Annotated in this window: 11 protein-coding genes and 1 tRNA gene; 2 read left to right on the top strand and 10 right to left on the bottom strand. The window is 62.1% G+C overall.

Annotated features, from left to right (window positions below; genetic code table 11):
• Positions 1-108: 108 nt before the first annotated feature.
• From SB822_RS13485 to rpoD, 4 genes are all read right to left on the bottom strand, one after another.
• The gene (locus SB822_RS13485; protein ID WP_007748278.1) at positions 109-1122 is read right to left on the bottom strand and encodes an AraC family transcriptional regulator; all 1014 of its coding nucleotides are present in this window, start codon (positions 1120-1122) and stop codon (positions 109-111) included.
• 38 nt (positions 1123-1160) lie between these two features.
• Complete coding sequence (locus SB822_RS13490; protein ID WP_410854904.1) at positions 1161-2933, bottom strand: SWIM zinc finger domain-containing protein; 1773 nt, start codon at positions 2931-2933, stop codon at positions 1161-1163.
• A gap of 239 nt (positions 2934-3172) precedes the next feature.
• A tRNA-Ile gene (locus SB822_RS13495) sits at positions 3173-3260 on the bottom strand.
• Positions 3261-3442: 182 nt separating this feature from the next.
• Positions 3443-5491, bottom strand: coding sequence for an RNA polymerase sigma factor RpoD (rpoD, locus tag SB822_RS13500; protein ID WP_009771563.1), 2049 nt, complete (start codon positions 5489-5491; stop codon positions 3443-3445).
• A gap of 61 nt (positions 5492-5552) precedes the next feature.
• Here rpoD and SB822_RS13505 point away from each other — a divergent pair, with 61 nt between their 5' ends.
• Positions 5553-5900 carry a hypothetical protein gene (locus SB822_RS13505; RefSeq protein WP_009771562.1) on the top strand — a complete coding sequence of 116 codons (348 nt, stop codon included), beginning with the start codon at positions 5553-5555 and terminating at the stop codon, positions 5898-5900.
• 31 nt (positions 5901-5931) lie between these two features.
• Here the strand turns inward: SB822_RS13505 and dnaG are convergent, their stop codons facing one another.
• The 4 genes from dnaG to SB822_RS13525 all read right to left on the bottom strand — a co-directional run bounded on the left by dnaG (position 5932) and on the right by SB822_RS13525 (position 10221).
• Complete coding sequence (gene dnaG / locus SB822_RS13510; protein ID WP_079487746.1) at positions 5932-7818, bottom strand: DNA primase; 1887 nt, start codon at positions 7816-7818, stop codon at positions 5932-5934.
• A 106-nt stretch (positions 7819-7924) separates the two neighbouring features.
• Positions 7925-8371 carry a GatB/YqeY domain-containing protein gene (locus tag SB822_RS13515; protein WP_007748288.1) on the bottom strand — a complete coding sequence of 149 codons (447 nt, stop codon included), beginning with the start codon at positions 8369-8371 and terminating at the stop codon, positions 7925-7927.
• Between the two features lie 309 nt (positions 8372-8680).
• The gene (gene rpsU / locus SB822_RS13520; protein ID WP_007748291.1) at positions 8681-8893 is read right to left on the bottom strand and encodes a 30S ribosomal protein S21; all 213 of its coding nucleotides are present in this window, start codon (positions 8891-8893) and stop codon (positions 8681-8683) included.
• Between the two features lie 110 nt (positions 8894-9003).
• Complete coding sequence (locus tag SB822_RS13525) at positions 9004-10221, bottom strand: NAD(P)/FAD-dependent oxidoreductase (RefSeq protein WP_079487744.1); 1218 nt, start codon at positions 10219-10221, stop codon at positions 9004-9006.
• A 123-nt stretch (positions 10222-10344) separates the two neighbouring features.
• Between SB822_RS13525 and tsaD the strand changes: the two genes are divergently transcribed.
• On the top strand, positions 10345-11370 hold the full coding sequence (gene tsaD / locus SB822_RS13530) for a tRNA (adenosine(37)-N6)-threonylcarbamoyltransferase complex transferase subunit TsaD (protein ID WP_410854905.1): 1026 nt from the start codon (positions 10345-10347) through the stop codon (positions 11368-11370).
• Between the two features lie 763 nt (positions 11371-12133).
• On the opposite strand, the gene folE2 is transcribed toward tsaD, so the two are convergent.
• Together folE2 and dxs are read right to left on the bottom strand one after the other, a co-directional pair.
• Positions 12134-12931: a GTP cyclohydrolase FolE2 gene (gene folE2, locus SB822_RS13535; RefSeq protein WP_410854906.1), complete on the bottom strand. Its 798-nt coding sequence runs from the start codon at positions 12929-12931 to the stop codon at positions 12134-12136.
• A 146-nt stretch (positions 12932-13077) separates the two neighbouring features.
• Positions 13078-14976, bottom strand: a complete 1899-nt coding sequence (dxs, locus tag SB822_RS13540; RefSeq protein ID WP_007733035.1) for a 1-deoxy-D-xylulose-5-phosphate synthase — start codon at positions 14974-14976, stop codon at positions 13078-13080.
• Positions 14977-15009: the final 33 nt, after the last annotated feature.

Below are 15009 nucleotides of genomic sequence, written 5' to 3' on the forward strand. Positions count from 1 at the left end.
TACCTGCCGATCGTAACGGTATCTCCGGCGATTCGGCTGTCCAAACCGGCCCGCGTACTGACAAACCTGGCCACATCGAATGGGGGGTAGATCCCACCCACCCGTGGGTTACCCCGCCTGTAAGGGCCGCCGATACGTGCCCGGCGTGCTGCCCGTCCAGTGGCGAAATGCGCGGTGGAAGGCGCTGGGATCGTCGAATCCAATATCGCCGGCGATCACGGCGATCGTGTCCTGCGTGTCCGTGAGGCGCTGGATCGCGATATCGCGCCGCAGCTCGTCCTTGAGCAGCTGAAACGTCGTCTCCTCCGACGACAGACGCCGGCACAGCGTGCGTACCGAGCAATGCAGGCTTTTGGCGGCCTGGTCGATGGTCGGCAGGTCCGGCAGTTCTCCCGCGAGATACTGCCGCACGCGATGGCTGACTCGCTGCTCGCTGAACGTTTCGAAGATCCACTCGCCAGGCGAACGGGCGAGAAATTTGCGCAGATTGCGTTTGCTCTGGCGGATCGGCATGTCGAGAAACGCCGCGCTGCAACGCATCAGCGTCGCGTTGCAGCCGAAACGCACGGGGCCGGAGAAGAAGTAGCGGTGATCGAATGCATGCGGCGGTTGCGGACACGCGAAATCGACCTGCAGCAGCGGGATTTTCTGACCGATCAGCCATGAAGACACACCGTGCGCGAGTTTGAGCATCAGTTCCTGGCCGAGCGGGCCGATGCTGCCATACGCAGGGTTAGGACGCAGTTCGACCTGCGCCATCAGGTCGTCGCGGCGCGACTCGATGTGGAAATCGTCGAGCACGATATGAAAGAACTGGCCGAAACGATGCAGCGCGGTTTCGAGGTTGGGTGCGTCGAGCAGACTGAGGCAAAGAAACTTCAGCGTGCCGCTGCGAAACGGGCGACTGAAGATACCGGGCATTTCGTCGTCGAGTTCGATCGCGAGTGTGCGGTAGAGCATGGAGAACTGTTCTTCCGTCACCCGCGCGCCGGCTGCGCTGCGCAGTTCGGGCGTGATCCCGGCTTGCTCGAGATAGCGCTGCATGACGTCGGGCTGCGCGTCGGCGGCGGCGAGAAAGCCGTTGACGAGGGAGATGGGGACGGTGGCGCTGGGCGCTTGCATGTGTTGAGTTGTTCCGGGTGAGCGCTTCCGCGGCCTCGTCAGGACAACGTGTTCAGCAATACGATGAAATTGCGCTTCGCACGATAGGTCTGACGCATCTCAGCCAGTTCAGCGGCAAACTGCGCGTCCTCGCCCAGTTTGGCACGCAGCTCGCGGATGGCCTGCACGATTTCGAATGCGTCGTTGTATTGCGCCTTTCCCGTACCCCTTGAAACCGTGCCGGGTAGCAGGTTGTGGTAAATAACGAGGGCATCGCGCGGATGCGTGGCGCCACGCACGGCCGCCATCCGTTCAAAGATCTGCGTTGCGACGGGTCCGCCGGTAAAGGCGTTCCATGCCGCCTCGTTGTCGTGTTCGGCCAGATACACCTTGACCAGCTCGGTACGCGTGGACGTGTCCCATACGCTGCGTTTCGCCTTCCCCGCCTCCTCCTTCGTAACGCAAGCCCACATGTGTTCGAGCGCGCGCTGTCGCGTCTCGTCACGCCTGCCTGTCGCGGCTGCAACCTTCAGCAGCGCCTCGAACGCGAGGGCGCTGGTGTGGGATACGAAACGCCGCCATGCATATGCATCTGCCTTGTCGACATCACCGCGACTCAGATAGCCATCGATGCAGAACGCCAGCAGCTCTGGATCGAAATTCTTTTTTAATTCTTCGATGCCACGTTCTGCCCATGCGAGCCCTTCATCCAAGCGGCCATGGTCCCGGCAAAGCGATGCCACCTGCAGGAATTGATACGAGGTCGACAAGTCTTTCGATTTGATGCGAATCAGTGCGTCGACGTCTCCGTCGAACTCTGCGAGCGCGGCCATCGCGTGAGTGACTTTCGAGCGCCGCGAGTCGTACGCGTAGGCGCTGTTGCTTGTAGCAAGCGCCGGAAGCTCGCTCCATTGTTCGTTGAGCAGTTCCCGATAGATCCGCAACCCCACATCGCCCAACGCCTCGGCGTAAGCCGGAAACAAGTCGGCAAACGTGCCCCACTTGCCCTCCAGCTGAAAGCGGAAAATCCGCTCCGCGAGCTTTTCCGGCTCGGGGCGGGTCCGCTCGCACGCTTCGAGGTGGATGGCCGCGAGTTCCCGAATGGCGGGCAATATGTAGCCGTTCGAATCGTCGATTTTCTCGAGGCTGTTCTCCACCTCGGCTATCGCAAGTTCAGCGAGTTCAACGACGTCAGCCGCATGGGGTCCGTTGAGCCGCGACCTCAGTACGTCGCACATCGAAAACAGACCATCCGCATATTCGGCGACCTCCCGCCAGTCGTGCATCACGCGCCTGACGCGCGTCGCCTGCCGGACAGCGGATTTCATGCCCGGCAAATCGCTTGCATCAGCCGAACGCGCAGCCAGCAGCAGCTTGTCGCGAAGCGCCACGTCACGCTCGACCGCTTCCATCAACCAGGTTCGAAGCGCGTCCGCATCGAGCTTCGCCACATATTCGTGAACCTGTTCCGCGTAGGTCTTTCGCTTCTTGCGCGGCTTTTTCGGTTGTGTCTCCTCATCGGGCTGGAACACCTCCGTGCCGGAATTTTCCAGCCAGGACAGCGCGACGGCGACCGCGTGCTTGCAAAAGGTCGCGGCCCTGCTTACGGGACAATCGCAGTAGCACGTAAGTCCGCCATATCGAGTGGTCAGCTCGACGTTGTACGGTTCAGTGCCGCGCACGATTGCGCGCACGCCACCGTCTTTCTCCTCGAGGCGCGATACCTTGCCGCCATGGAAATAGGCTTTGCCGCGTGCGAAGGTTTTCTCGTCGCAGCGCGACATAACTTCGGCCAAAGTGAGGACTTCTGCGAGGTTCGCGGATTGAGACATCGGAAAGCTGGCGTAATGGCGAATTCAGATAGGCCGACCCGTAATGCTAAGCGGCATGGGGATGACAGAAAGCATATCAGGCCGCCCCGTTGGTTCGGACAGCCGCTTCGTTTATTGGAGCGGGAGCGGCTGCTTGTTATGTTGCAATTTTGCTGGCAGCCGGCATGAAGACGCAAGCCCGCCCCGTGTCCTGTCAGGCAGGTACACACCGCGGCGAACTTCGAAATTTTGGGGAATGTTGGTGGGCCGGGTGGGAGTCGAACCCACGGTGTCCTTTCGGAGGCGGATTATGAGTCCGCTGCCTGCAACCAGCACGGCGTCCGGCCCAACGATGCTTCGCAACGGAAGCTGGAGAAAACCAACAAAAAGACCCGGTCTGAAGGCCGGGCCTGTCTGTCGATTGGCCGACATACTACACGAAAACAGGGCTTCCGGGATCGCTTCGCTGAACAAAGCTATCGGGAAGCCCTGACGTAGTGCCACGTGTTACGGCCAGCAAACAGGTTCGGTCAGTTTCCTTCGAGGAACGACTTCAGCTTGTCCGAGCGGCTCGGGTGACGCAGCTTGCGCAGCGCCTTCGCCTCGATCTGGCGGATACGCTCACGCGTCACGTCGAACTGCTTGCCGACTTCTTCGAGCGTATGGTCCGTGCTCATTTCGATACCGAAACGCATGCGCAGCACCTTCGCCTCGCGCGGCGTCAGCGAATCGAGCACGTCCTTCACGACATCGCGCATGCTGGCGTGCAGCGCGGCGTCGGCCGGCGCGACCGTGTTGTTGTCCTCGATGAAGTCACCCAGATGCGAATCGTCGTCGTCGCCGATCGGCGTTTCCATCGAGATCGGCTCCTTCGCGATCTTCATGATCTTGCGGATCTTGTCTTCCGGCATCTCCATCTTCTCGGCCAGCGTCGCCGGATCCGGCTCAAGACCGGTTTCCTGCAGAATCTGACGCGAGATGCGGTTCATCTTGTTGATCGTCTCGATCATGTGAACCGGGATACGGATCGTGCGCGCCTGGTCCGCGATCGAGCGCGTAATGGCCTGACGGATCCACCACGTTGCGTACGTCGAGAACTTGTAGCCGCGGCGATATTCGAACTTGTCCACGGCCTTCATCAGGCCGATGTTGCCTTCCTGAATAAGATCCAGGAACTGCAGACCACGGTTCGTGTACTTCTTCGCGATCGAGATCACGAGACGCAGGTTCGCCTCGGTCATTTCGCGCTTCGCCTGACGCGCCTTCAGTTCGCCCGCCGCCATCTGGCGATTGGTTTCCTTCAGGTCCTTCAGCGGCAGCACGACACGCGCCTGCAAGTCGAGCAGACGCTGCTGCTGCTCGCGAATGGCCGGCACGTTACGCGACAGGATCGCGCTATACGCGTGATTCTCGGTGACGATCTTGTCGGCCCATTCGAGGTCCGTCTCGCTGCCTGGGAAACGCGCGATGAACTCCGCACGCGGCATGCCGCACTTGTCGACCACCGTGTGCAGGATCTGACGCTCGACCTGACGCACTTCGTCCACCTGCGCGCGCAGCGTGTCGCACAGACGCTCGACGGTACGCGCGGTGAAGCGGATCATCATCAGCTCTTCCTGAATGGTTTCCTGCGCCTTCAGGTAGGACTTCGACTTGTAGCCTTCCTTTTCGAACGCGCGGCGCATCTTGTCGAACCATTCGCTGATCATCGCGAATTTCTCGAGCGACATCCGCTTCAGTTCTTCGAGCTGGGCGGCGTTGGCCGTCGCTTGCGCGGCGCCGTCGTCGTCTTCCTCTTCTTCCTCGTCCGCCTCTGCCTCTTCTTCTTCCTCGTTCTCGATCGCTTCGGCTTCCTGTTCGGAGAAGCCGTCCGTGTCCTCGGCGTTCGTGTCGATCAGACCGTCGACGAGTTCGTCGATGCGGATCTCTTCATTCGCGACACGCTCGGCCATCGCGAGAATGTCGGCGATCGTGGTCGGGCAGGCGGAGATGGCCATCACCATGTGCTTCAGGCCATCTTCGATGCGCTTGGCGATTTCGATTTCGCCTTCGCGCGTGAGCAGCTCGACCGTGCCCATTTCGCGCATGTACATACGCACCGGGTCGGTCGTGCGGCCGAATTCGGAATCGACGGTGGACAGCGCGACTTCTGCTTCCTCTTCCACTTCATCATCCGACGAAGCGTTGGGGGCGTTGTCGTTCAGCAGCAGCGTTTCGGCATCGGGCGCCTGTTCGTAGACGGCGACACCCATGTCGTTGAACGTGCTGATGATGCCTTCGATCGCCTCGGTTTCCGTGAAGTTGTCCGGGAGGTGGTCGTTGATTTCGCCGTAGGTCAGGAAGCCACGCTCCTTGCCGAGCTTGATCAGCGCGCGCAGCTTCGAGCGGCGCTCTTCGAGCTCCTCGACGGTGCCAGGCTGCGAAGACGCGAACGCGTCCTTGAGCAGCGCCTTCTCCTTTGCGCGGCGGTCGCGTGCCTTGACCTTTTCGACCTTGCCCGTAGCGGGAGTTGCGGCGGCTGCTTCTTCGCTCGGGGATGCGTCGTCATCGACGGATACTTCGTTCAGCTTTTTCGTCATGGAGTTCGCCATACCGGCTGTAGTCTCGACTGCCGGCTGCTGGACGACAGCCGGTTGAACCGTGGATACCAAAGACTCGCGGGGAGCCGCATCGTCCTGCGCGACATCCGCTTCCCTTTCGCTGCTGACTCCCTGCCGCTTCGCGACCGACGCCACCGACTTCGATGTCACCGATGCCGCCCGCGCGGCCGAAACGGTCGAGGCTTTTTTCCGGGCAACCGGCGTAGCAGCGGTTTCGGCAGACTTTTTTGGTACGGAAGGAGCCGACCCGGCTGCGCTGACCCCGGTGGTCGTTTTCGGCTCGTCCGAGCCGCTGCCTGTCGCCTTTTTTCCGCCTGTAGTCTTTACCATTGCAATCGCCTTATATCGCCTTTGCCTGGAGAAAAACAAAACCGCTGAAATCTTTTAATTATAGCATTTGGCCTTTCAGCGCTTCCCTTTCACTGCCCGCGCTGACGCTTCATGTCAGCGCACGTCCTGCTCAATTCCTGATACTCCAGCAACTCCTCCGGGGTGTGCCTCGACTGACGCGACAATTGATCCAGCCGCTCGCTATAAGCGTCGTAACGCATTTTCAGAATGGCCGCTTTCAATTCTTCCCCTGCGAGGCGCTCGTGTTCACGGCGCTCCTCGGCCACCGTCGCGTCTTCGGGATTCTTCAACAGCAGATCCCGAACGTTTTCATCATAGTCCAGAATTTCCCGGAAGATTTCCTCGAAGGTGGGGGCGTTAGCCCCGTTTCGCAACAGGTCCGACAGCAACTGGAATTCGGCCGTGTCGCCCAACCCACGGGCATGCGTCGTCACTTCCTCGAACAGTTCGCCGTGCCGCGTGACCGTCAGCAGCGCCTGCTCTTCCTCTTCGCCGAGCACCGCGACTATGCGCGGGTGCATCACCAGATTGCGCAGCGCCCGCTGCTCGATCCCCGTGACGCTGCGCCGGTCTTTGCGGGCAGGCGCGCTGCGTGCTACGGCGGCGATCCGCGCGTCGACTTCGCATAGCGCGGCCACTTCCTCGAATGGCACGTCGAGCCGGTCGGCGAACATATGCATGATCTGGGCGCGCAACGCGTTGGCGGGCAGCATCTGCAACAGCGGCTTGGCGTCGAACAGCGCCCGCGCGCGGCCTTCCGGCTGGTCCAACTCCTTGCCCGCCAGCACTTCATTCAACAGGAACTGCGACAGCGGCATCGCGCGGCGCACCTGCTCCGCGAAGGCGTCCGTGCCGAATTCGCGGACATAGCTGTCGGGATCGTGCTCGGCAGGCAGAAACAGGAAGCGGATGGTGCGGTTGTCGGCGGCATGCGGCAGGCAGGCGTCGAGCGCGCGGCGTGCCGCGCGCCGCCCGGCCGAATCGCCGTCGAAGCTGAACACCACCGTATCCGTCTGCCGCATCAGTTTCTGCACATGAATCGGCGTGCAGGCAGTGCCTAGCGTCGCAACGGCGTTCTCGAAGCCCAGCTGGGCAAGCGCAACCACGTCCATATACCCTTCGACGACCAGCACGTAACGCTGTTCGCGGATCGCCAGCCGCGCCTCGAACAGGCCGTACAGCTCGCTGCCTTTGTTAAATAAAGGCGTTTCGGGCGAATTCAAATACTTGGGCTCGCCGCCGTCCAGCACGCGTCCGCCAAAACCGATTACCTGGCCTTTCACGTTGCGGATCGGGAACATCACGCGCTCGCGGAAACGGTCGTAGCGGCGGTTCTGACCCTGCGCGTCGGACTTCTCGCTGACGATCACGAGGCCCGCCTCGACGAGCGCATCGTCCCGATAGTTGGGGAATGCCGTTTCGAGGTTCTGCCAGCCATCGGGCGCATAGCCGAGACCGAAGCGCTTGGCGATCTCGCCCGTCAGGCCGCGCTTTTTCAGGTACTGGATAGCGTTCGGCGCGCCGCGCAGTTGCGTCTTGTAAAAGTCGCTGGCCGTGGTCATCAGGTCGGAGAGGGCCGTCGTCACAGCTTTCGAGACGGCGGGCGCATAGCCTTCGCCACCGCCCGCGCCGCCGCCTCCAACGCCGCCGCGCATCGGCGAAGGCTCTTGCGGCACGGTCAGACCGACGGATTGCGCCAGTTCGTTGACGGCTTCCGGAAAGGAAAGCGCCGCGTGCTCCATCAGGAAACCAATGGCCGTGCCATGCGCGCCACAGCCGAAACAATGATAGAACTGCTTAGTCGGACTAACGGTGAACGAAGGGCTCTTCTCGTTGTGAAACGGGCAGAGTCCCATGAAGTTCGCGCCGCCTTTTTTCAGCTGCACATACCGGCCGACCACGTCGACGATATCGACGCGGTTCAGCAGGTCTTGCAGAAAGGAATGCGGGATCACAATGCAGACGCGGCCTTAAAAAGGATGAGGCAAGGGTGCGCAACACACCCGGCCATGCGCGCCGTCCCGGAATGGGGCGCGCGCACGGCGGCAAACGAAACGGGGCTTATTTCGACAGCGCGGCCTTGACCTGCGCGGACACGGCCGTCATGTCGGCCTTGCCGGCGAGCTTCGGCTTGAGCACGCCCATCACCTTGCCCATGTCCTGCGGACCCGCGGCGCCGACCTGCGCGACGGCCGCCTGCACTTCGGCTGCCACTTCCGCGTCCGACAGCTGCGCGGGCATGTAGGCGGCCAACACGTCCAGTTCGGCCTTTTCCTTGTCGACGAGATCGGTGCGGCCAGCCGCTTCGAACTGGGCGATCGAGTCCTTGCGCTGCTTGATCATCTTGTCGACGACGGCTGTCACGGCGGCGTCGTCCAGTTCCACGCGATCGTCGACTTCACGCTGCTTGATGGCAGCGAGCAGCAGACGGATCGTGCCGAGACGCTCGGTTTCGCGCGCGCGCATCGCTGCTTTCATGTCGTCGCTGATTCGGACTTTGAGACTCATCGTTCACCTGAATGCGTGGAGGGTTTGAAATACGGGTGAAGACGCGGCGCAGAGCGCAAAAACCCGCTTGGGATCGTTCCTCAAGCGGGTTAGTGCCAAATACGCGGTGAACCGTGCACCTGGATACGGCCTTGCGGAGCGTGGACCGAAGCGGCCTTCCGCGCCTCCCGGCGTCAGCGGCCACTCAAGCGGCCACATGCGCGGCCGGTTACCGCAAGCGCCGGCATGCTCCCGCGCCGCCACCTTGTGTGAGCCGCCGCTTTCGCTATCGCTCAAGAGACCGTACGAGCGCCGCGACTTCACGTTGAATCAGTAAAACTTCTTGGGCAGTTGCTGGCTGCGCAGGCGCTTGAAAAGGCGCTTCACTGCCGCTGCTTTCTTTCGTTTTCGCTCGGATGTCGGCTTCTCGTAAAACTCGCGAGCACGAAGTTCGGTCAACAGCCCGTTCTTTTCTATCGTGCGTTTGAAGCGGCGCATCGCAACTTCAAAAGGCTCGTTTTCTTTTAAGCGGATCGTCGTCATCTTTCAATAACGGAGCTTGGCAAAGATTGGAAAGTATAGCAGTTGTTTCGCACAATCGTATAAAGGTGTCAAGCCCTGATTTGACGGGCGTCCGGGCCCGTTTTTACGGGCTACCCGATAGCCGCGAATTCCGCTGCCGCCTGCCCGGCAGCCACGCCCGACGCCCACGCCCACTGGAAGTTGTAGCCGCCTAGCCAACCCGTCACGTCGACTGCCTCGCCGATGAAATAGAGGCCTGGCACGCGCGCGCTCATCATGCTCGCCGACGACAGTTCGCGCGTATCGACGCCGCCGCGCGTCACCTCGGCCTTCTTGTAGCCTTCGGTGCCGTTCGGCGTGAGCGACCAGCGCGACAGCGCCTCGCCGACCCGGCGCAGCGACTTGTCGGGCAGATCGGCGAGCCGTGCATCGGCGGGTACGCCGTGGGTCTGCAACCAGACATGCGCGAGGCGTGCGGGCACCCATTCGGCAAGCAGGTTGCCGATCTGGCGCTTGGTCGCGCTTTTCGCGTCGAGCAACGCGGCGACGGCGTCCTGCTCGGGCAGCAGATTGACGTGCACGGGCTCGCCGGGCTGCCAGTAGCTGGAAATCTGCAGCACGCCCGGGCCCGATAACCCGCGATGCGTGAGCAGCAGGTCTTCGACGAACTCGCCGCCCGCTTTCTTCACGCCCGTCGCCAGATGCACTTCCAGGGACACGCCCGACAGCTCCGCAAACGGTTGCCAGTCGGCGGGAGCGAACGTGAGGGGCACGAGCGCCGGGCGCGTGTCGATGAGCTTGTGGCCGAACTGCTTCGCGATCCGGTAGCCGAAATCGGTTGCGCCGATTTTCGGAATCGACAGACCGCCCGTCGCGATCACCAGCGCGCGGGCGCGGATCGGGCCGGAGCGTGTGTCCAGCGTGAAGCCGTCGGAATCGGCGTGGCGCACCTGCTCGACGGCGAGCGGCCGGCGCCACGCGATGTTGCCCGCGTCGCATTCGCTCTTGAGCACGTCGATGACGGCGTCGCTCGACTGATCGCAGAAGAGTTGTCCCTTGTGCTTCTCGTGCCACGTCACCCGGTACTGCTTGAGCAGCGCCATGAAATCGCGCGGCGTGTAGCGCGCCAGCGCGGAACGGCAGAAATGCGGATTCGCCGACAGATAATTGTTCGGCCCGGCGTACAGATTCGTGAAGTTGCAGCGGCCGCCGCCCGAAATGCGGATTTTCTCGGCGAGCCGCGTCGCGTGGTCGATCAGCACGACGCGCCGGCCGAGCTGCCCCGCCACCGATGCGCACATCATGCCCGCCGCGCCCGCGCCGATTACGGCGATGTCGAAGGATTCCATGGGGCTGCATTGTAACCGCCACGCCGGGCGCGCCCGGCGGCACCTTGCCTGCGCTGCTATACTTTCAGGTTCCTTTTCTGATGTTTCGGGCGGCACGTCAGGCGCCCGATCGACGGTCGAATCATGCTCGTTCTCGGCATAGAAAGCTCCTGCGACGAAACCGGCCTCGCGCTCTACGACACGGAGCGCGGGCTGCTCGCGCATGCGCTGCATTCGCAGATCGCGATGCATCGCGAATATGGCGGCGTGGTGCCGGAACTGGCTTCGCGCGACCATATCCGGCGTGCGCTGCCGCTGCTCGAACAGGTGCTGGAGCGCTCGGGCGCCGCGCGCGGCGACATCGACGCGATCGCCTACACGCAGGGCCCGGGGCTCGCGGGCGCGCTGCTGGTCGGCGCGAGTATCGCCAATGCGCTGGCGATGGCGTGGGACAAGCCGACTATCGGCATCCATCATCTGGAAGGGCATTTGCTGTCGCCGCTGCTTGTCGACAAGCCGCCGCCGTTTCCGTTTGTCGCGTTGCTCGTGTCGGGCGGTCATACGCAACTGATGCGCGTCACCGATGTGGGTGTCTACGAGACACTCGGCGAGACGCTCGACGACGCCGCCGGTGAAGCCTTCGATAAGACCGCGAAGCTGCTTGGACTCGGCTATCCGGGCGGGCCGGAAGTGTCGCGGCTTGCGGAGTTCGGCACGCCGGGCGCTGTCGTGCTGCCACGTCCGATGCTGCATTCCGGTGACCTGGATTTCAGTTTCAGCGGGCTGAAGACGGCTGTGCTGACGCATGTCAAGAAGCTTGGCAGCAATGTGTGCGACCAGGCTAAGGCTGATCTGGCGCGTGGTTTTGTCGACGCGGCCGTCGATGTGCTGGCTGCGAAATCGCTCGCGGCGCTGAAGAAGACCAAGCTCAAGCGGCTTGTTGTCGCGGGTGGTGTTGGCGCGAACCGGCAGTTGCGTGAGGCTCTCTCGGCTGCCGCGAAGATGCGCGGGTTTCATGTGCACTATCCTGACCTCTCGCTGTGCACTGATAACGGCGCGATGATTGCGCTCGCCGGCGCGCTTCGGCTGGAACGCTGGCCCGCGCAGGCTGGTAATGACTATGCTTTTACCGTGAAGCCACGGTGGGATTTGGCTTCTCTCGCGAGGTGAGGTTTTTTTAGTCTGCCGGTGGTATATGCGTTCGCATTGGCCGATTTGGTTGTTGTAGCCCTTCCGCTGGCATCCGCGTTTCGCCTTCGTGCTCCAAGCGTCGCCCCTGTGCGGGGCGGCACCTACTTTTCTTTGCCGCCGCAAAGAAAAGTAGGCAAAAGAAAGCGGCTAACACCGCCAACTCTTCTTCTCGCCTGAGGGCCCCCAACCGGTCCCACGCTTCACACGGCAACCACGTGACTCATGTTTGTTGCCAACGCTCTAAATTGACGCATCACCCGCTTCACGCGCCCGCGTCGCCGCGCGCGTGATCAAATTCCCCACGTTCTATAGCGGCAAACTGTGTGTAGGTCGTAGAGCCCCGCACGCCTCACTTCGAACCGATAGCGCACGCGTCCCACCCTGTAAGAGCGTCAAGCTATACGACGCGACAACCTACACACAGTTTGCCACCTGGGCGGCACAAACCAATCGCTGCCGTTAGTTCTTGTGTGGGTGTCTGAAGTGGGTGAGGCGTTTATTCGAAGCGTTGGCAACGAGCACCGACCAGGGCACTGTCATGTGAAGCGTGGGGACGTTGGGGGCCCGTGGATAAGAACACGGGCTGGCGGTGTTAGCCGCTTTCTTTTGCCTACTTTTCTTTGCGGCGGCAAAGAAAAGTAGGTGCCGCCCCGCACAGAGGCGACGCTTGAAGCACGAAGGCAAAACGCGGATGCCAGCAAAAACACCAGCAAACCCAACAGCCGTCGCAGACAAAAAAACCTTAAGCCCTCTTCTCAATCACAGCATAAGCCGAATGATTATGAATAGACTCGAAGTTCTCCGCTTCGAGCACATAAGCAACGATCCGCTTATCAGCATTCAACCGCTGCGCGACATCGCGCACCAAGTCTTCAACGAACTTCGGGTTCTCGTAAGCACGCTCGGTAACGAACTTCTCATCAGGCCGCTTGAGCAACCCCCACAACTCACACGAAGCCTCTTCTTCCGCGATACGGATCAAATCCTCGACGGGCACGTCCTCGATCAACTCAGCGTTAATCGTCACATGCGAGCGCTGATTATGCGCGCCATACTGCGAGATCTTCTTCGAACACGGGCACAGGCTGGTGACAGGCACCAGAACATTAAGAAACAACCGCGTGGCGCCATCGCGCGAATCGGCCGCCAACGTCACTTCGTAGTCCAGCAGACTTTGCACGCCCGACACAGGCGCCGTCTTGTTGACGAAATACGGAAACGACACCTCGATACGGCCCGCAGGCGCTTCAAGCTTCTCGAGCATCGCCGCAAGCATCGCGCGAAACGCAGCAGAATCCAACGGCGCCTTGTTCTCTTCAAGCAACGCGACGAACCGCGACATATGCGTGCCCTTCACCTCGGCAGGCAAATGAACATCGAGATTCCACGTACCGATAGTCGGCTGCACGCTGCCGTCCGGCGTGCGAACCGTCAACGGATGACGCACCGCCTTCACGCCGACCCGCTGAATCGGAATCTGGCGGGTGTCGACCGTGCTCTGCACGTCAGGCATCACGAAGGCGGGGTTCATCTGGTTCATGTTCTTGTCCTCAACTGGCAGCGCGAATCGACGCGCAAAATGACAACCGCCGGCTTGCGCCGGCGGAGCCCGGCGGGTACGCGACCCGCCGATTCATATTGGAGTAGATGCAACGAGCCGCCTTTTTGTTCCGGCGGCCCGCTATGTTAAGCGACGCGTTTGACCGACTTGCCGCTCGCGTGCTCCACAAATCGCTCGCGGATGGACTTCGCGATGCCCGCAGCATCCAGGCCACACGACGCCAGCAGCTTCGCCGGATCTCCGTGATCGATGAAGCGATCGGGAAGGCCCAATTGTAGTACGGGTCGGATAACCCCACTCTCCATCATGGCTTCCACGCACGCCGAACCCGCGCCGCCCATCACACAGCCTTCTTCGACGGTGACGATGGCGTCGTGCGTCTCGGCCAGCTCGCGCACCAGATCGGCGTCGATAGGCTTCACGAAGCGCATGTTGGCGACCGTCGCGTCCAGCTGCTCCGCTGCCGCGAGCGAAGGCGCAACCATCGTGCCGAACGCGAGAATCGCGATGCGCTTGCCGGCCGGCTGCGTCGATTGACGACGGACTTCGCCCTTGCCGAGCGGAAGCGCGGCCATCTGCTTGACCGTCGCGACGCCCGTGCCCGCGCCGCGCGGATAACGCACGGCCGTCGGGTTCGGCTGCTGCAGCGCCGTGTACAACATCTGGCGACACTCGTTTTCATCCGACGCCGCCATCACCGTCATGTTCGGGATGCAGCGCAGGAACGCGAGGTCGTACGCGCCCGCGTGCGTCGCGCCGTCCGCGCCGACGAGGCCCGCGCGATCGATTGCGAACACAACGGGCAGATTCTGCAACGCGACGTCATGGATCAGCTGGTCATACCCGCGTTGCAGGAACGTCGAGTAGATCGCAACGACGGGCTTGAGCCCTTCCGTCGCCAGGCCGCCCGCGAACGTGACGGCGTGCTGCTCGGCAATGCCGACGTCGTAGTAGCGATCCGGGAAACGCTTTTCGAATTCGACCATGCCCGAGCCTTCGCGCATCGCCGGCGTAATGCCGACCACGCGCGAATCCAGCTCAGCCGCGTCGCACAGCCATTCGCCGAACACTTGCGTGTAGGTCTTCTTGGCGGGCGTCGTCGAAGGCTTGATGCCTTCGGCCGGGTTGAACTTGCCCGGGCCGTGGTACAGCACGGGATCGGCTTCCGCCAGCTTGTAGCCCTGGCCTTTCTTCGTCACGACGTGCAGGAATTGCGGACCGCGCAGTTCCTTGATGTTCTGCAGCGTCGGGATCAGCGAGTCGAGATCGTGGCCGTCGATTGGTCCGATGTAGTTGAAGCCGAACTCTTCGAACAGCGTGGCCGGAACGATCATGCCCTTCGCGTGTTCTTCGAGCTTGCGCGCGAGGTCGAGCACGGGCGGCGCGTGGCGCAGCACGCGTTCGACGCCGGCGCGCGCGGCCGCGTAGAAGCGGCCCGACATCAGACGCGCGAGATGGCGATTCAGCGCGCCGACGGGCGGCGAAATCGACATGTCGTTGTCGTTGAGGATGACGAGCAGCGGCACGTCGTCTTCGACGCCGGCGTTGTTCATGGCCTCGAAGGCCATGCCCGCCGTCATCGCGCCGTCGCCGATCACCGCGATCGAGTAGGCGTCTTCACCGCGCAGCTTGCTGCCGATCGCCATGCCGAGTGCCGCCGAGATCGACGTGCTCGAATGCGCGGTGCCGAACGTGTCGTACGGCGACTCGTCGCGCTTCGGAAAGCCCGAGATGCCGCCCAACTGGCGCAGCGAGTGCATCTGGTCGCGGCGGCCCGTCAGAATCTTGTGGGGGTAGGTCTGATGACCCACGTCCCAGACGATGCGGTCGCGCGGCGTGTCGAACACGTAGTGCAGCGCGATCGTCAGTTCGACCGTGCCGAGGTTGGACGACAGGTGGCCGCCCGTCTGCGACACGCTGTCGAGCACGAAGGCACGCAACTCGTCGGCAAGCGGTTGCAACTGGCGGCGATCAAGGCGGCGCAGGTCCGCGGGGTCGTCAATGGTTTTCAGCAAGTCGTACATCGTCGTTCCATTGTAGGAAAACTTACGCGCCCG

The organism is Paraburkholderia sp. SIMBA_054, assembly GCF_046534875.1.
Lineage (GTDB): Bacteria > Pseudomonadota > Gammaproteobacteria > Burkholderiales > Burkholderiaceae > Paraburkholderia > Paraburkholderia hospita.

Bases quoted from the DNA above. Each gene is read 5' to 3' on its own strand.
- SB822_RS13485 (WP_007748278.1), bottom strand. From the start codon at position 1,122: ATGCAAGCGCCCAGCGCCACCGTCCCCATCTCCCTCGTCAACGGCTTT.
- SB822_RS13490 (WP_410854904.1), bottom strand. From the start codon at position 2,933: ATGTCTCAATCCGCGAACCTCGCAGAAGTCCTCACTTTGGCCGAAGTT.
- rpoD (WP_009771563.1), bottom strand. From the start codon at position 5,491: ATGACGAAAAAGCTGAACGAAGTATCCGTCGATGACGACGCATCCCCG.
- SB822_RS13515 (WP_007748288.1), bottom strand. From the start codon at position 8,371: ATGAGTCTCAAAGTCCGAATCAGCGACGACATGAAAGCAGCGATGCGC.
- rpsU (WP_007748291.1), bottom strand. From the start codon at position 8,893: ATGACGACGATCCGCTTAAAAGAAAACGAGCCTTTTGAAGTTGCGATG.
- SB822_RS13525 (WP_079487744.1), bottom strand. From the start codon at position 10,221: ATGGAATCCTTCGACATCGCCGTAATCGGCGCGGGCGCGGCGGGCATG.
- tsaD (WP_410854905.1), top strand. From the start codon at position 10,345: ATGCTCGTTCTCGGCATAGAAAGCTCCTGCGACGAAACCGGCCTCGCG.
- folE2 (WP_410854906.1), bottom strand. From the start codon at position 12,931: ATGAACCAGATGAACCCCGCCTTCGTGATGCCTGACGTGCAGAGCACG.
- dxs (WP_007733035.1), bottom strand. From the start codon at position 14,976: ATGTACGACTTGCTGAAAACCATTGACGACCCCGCGGACCTGCGCCGC.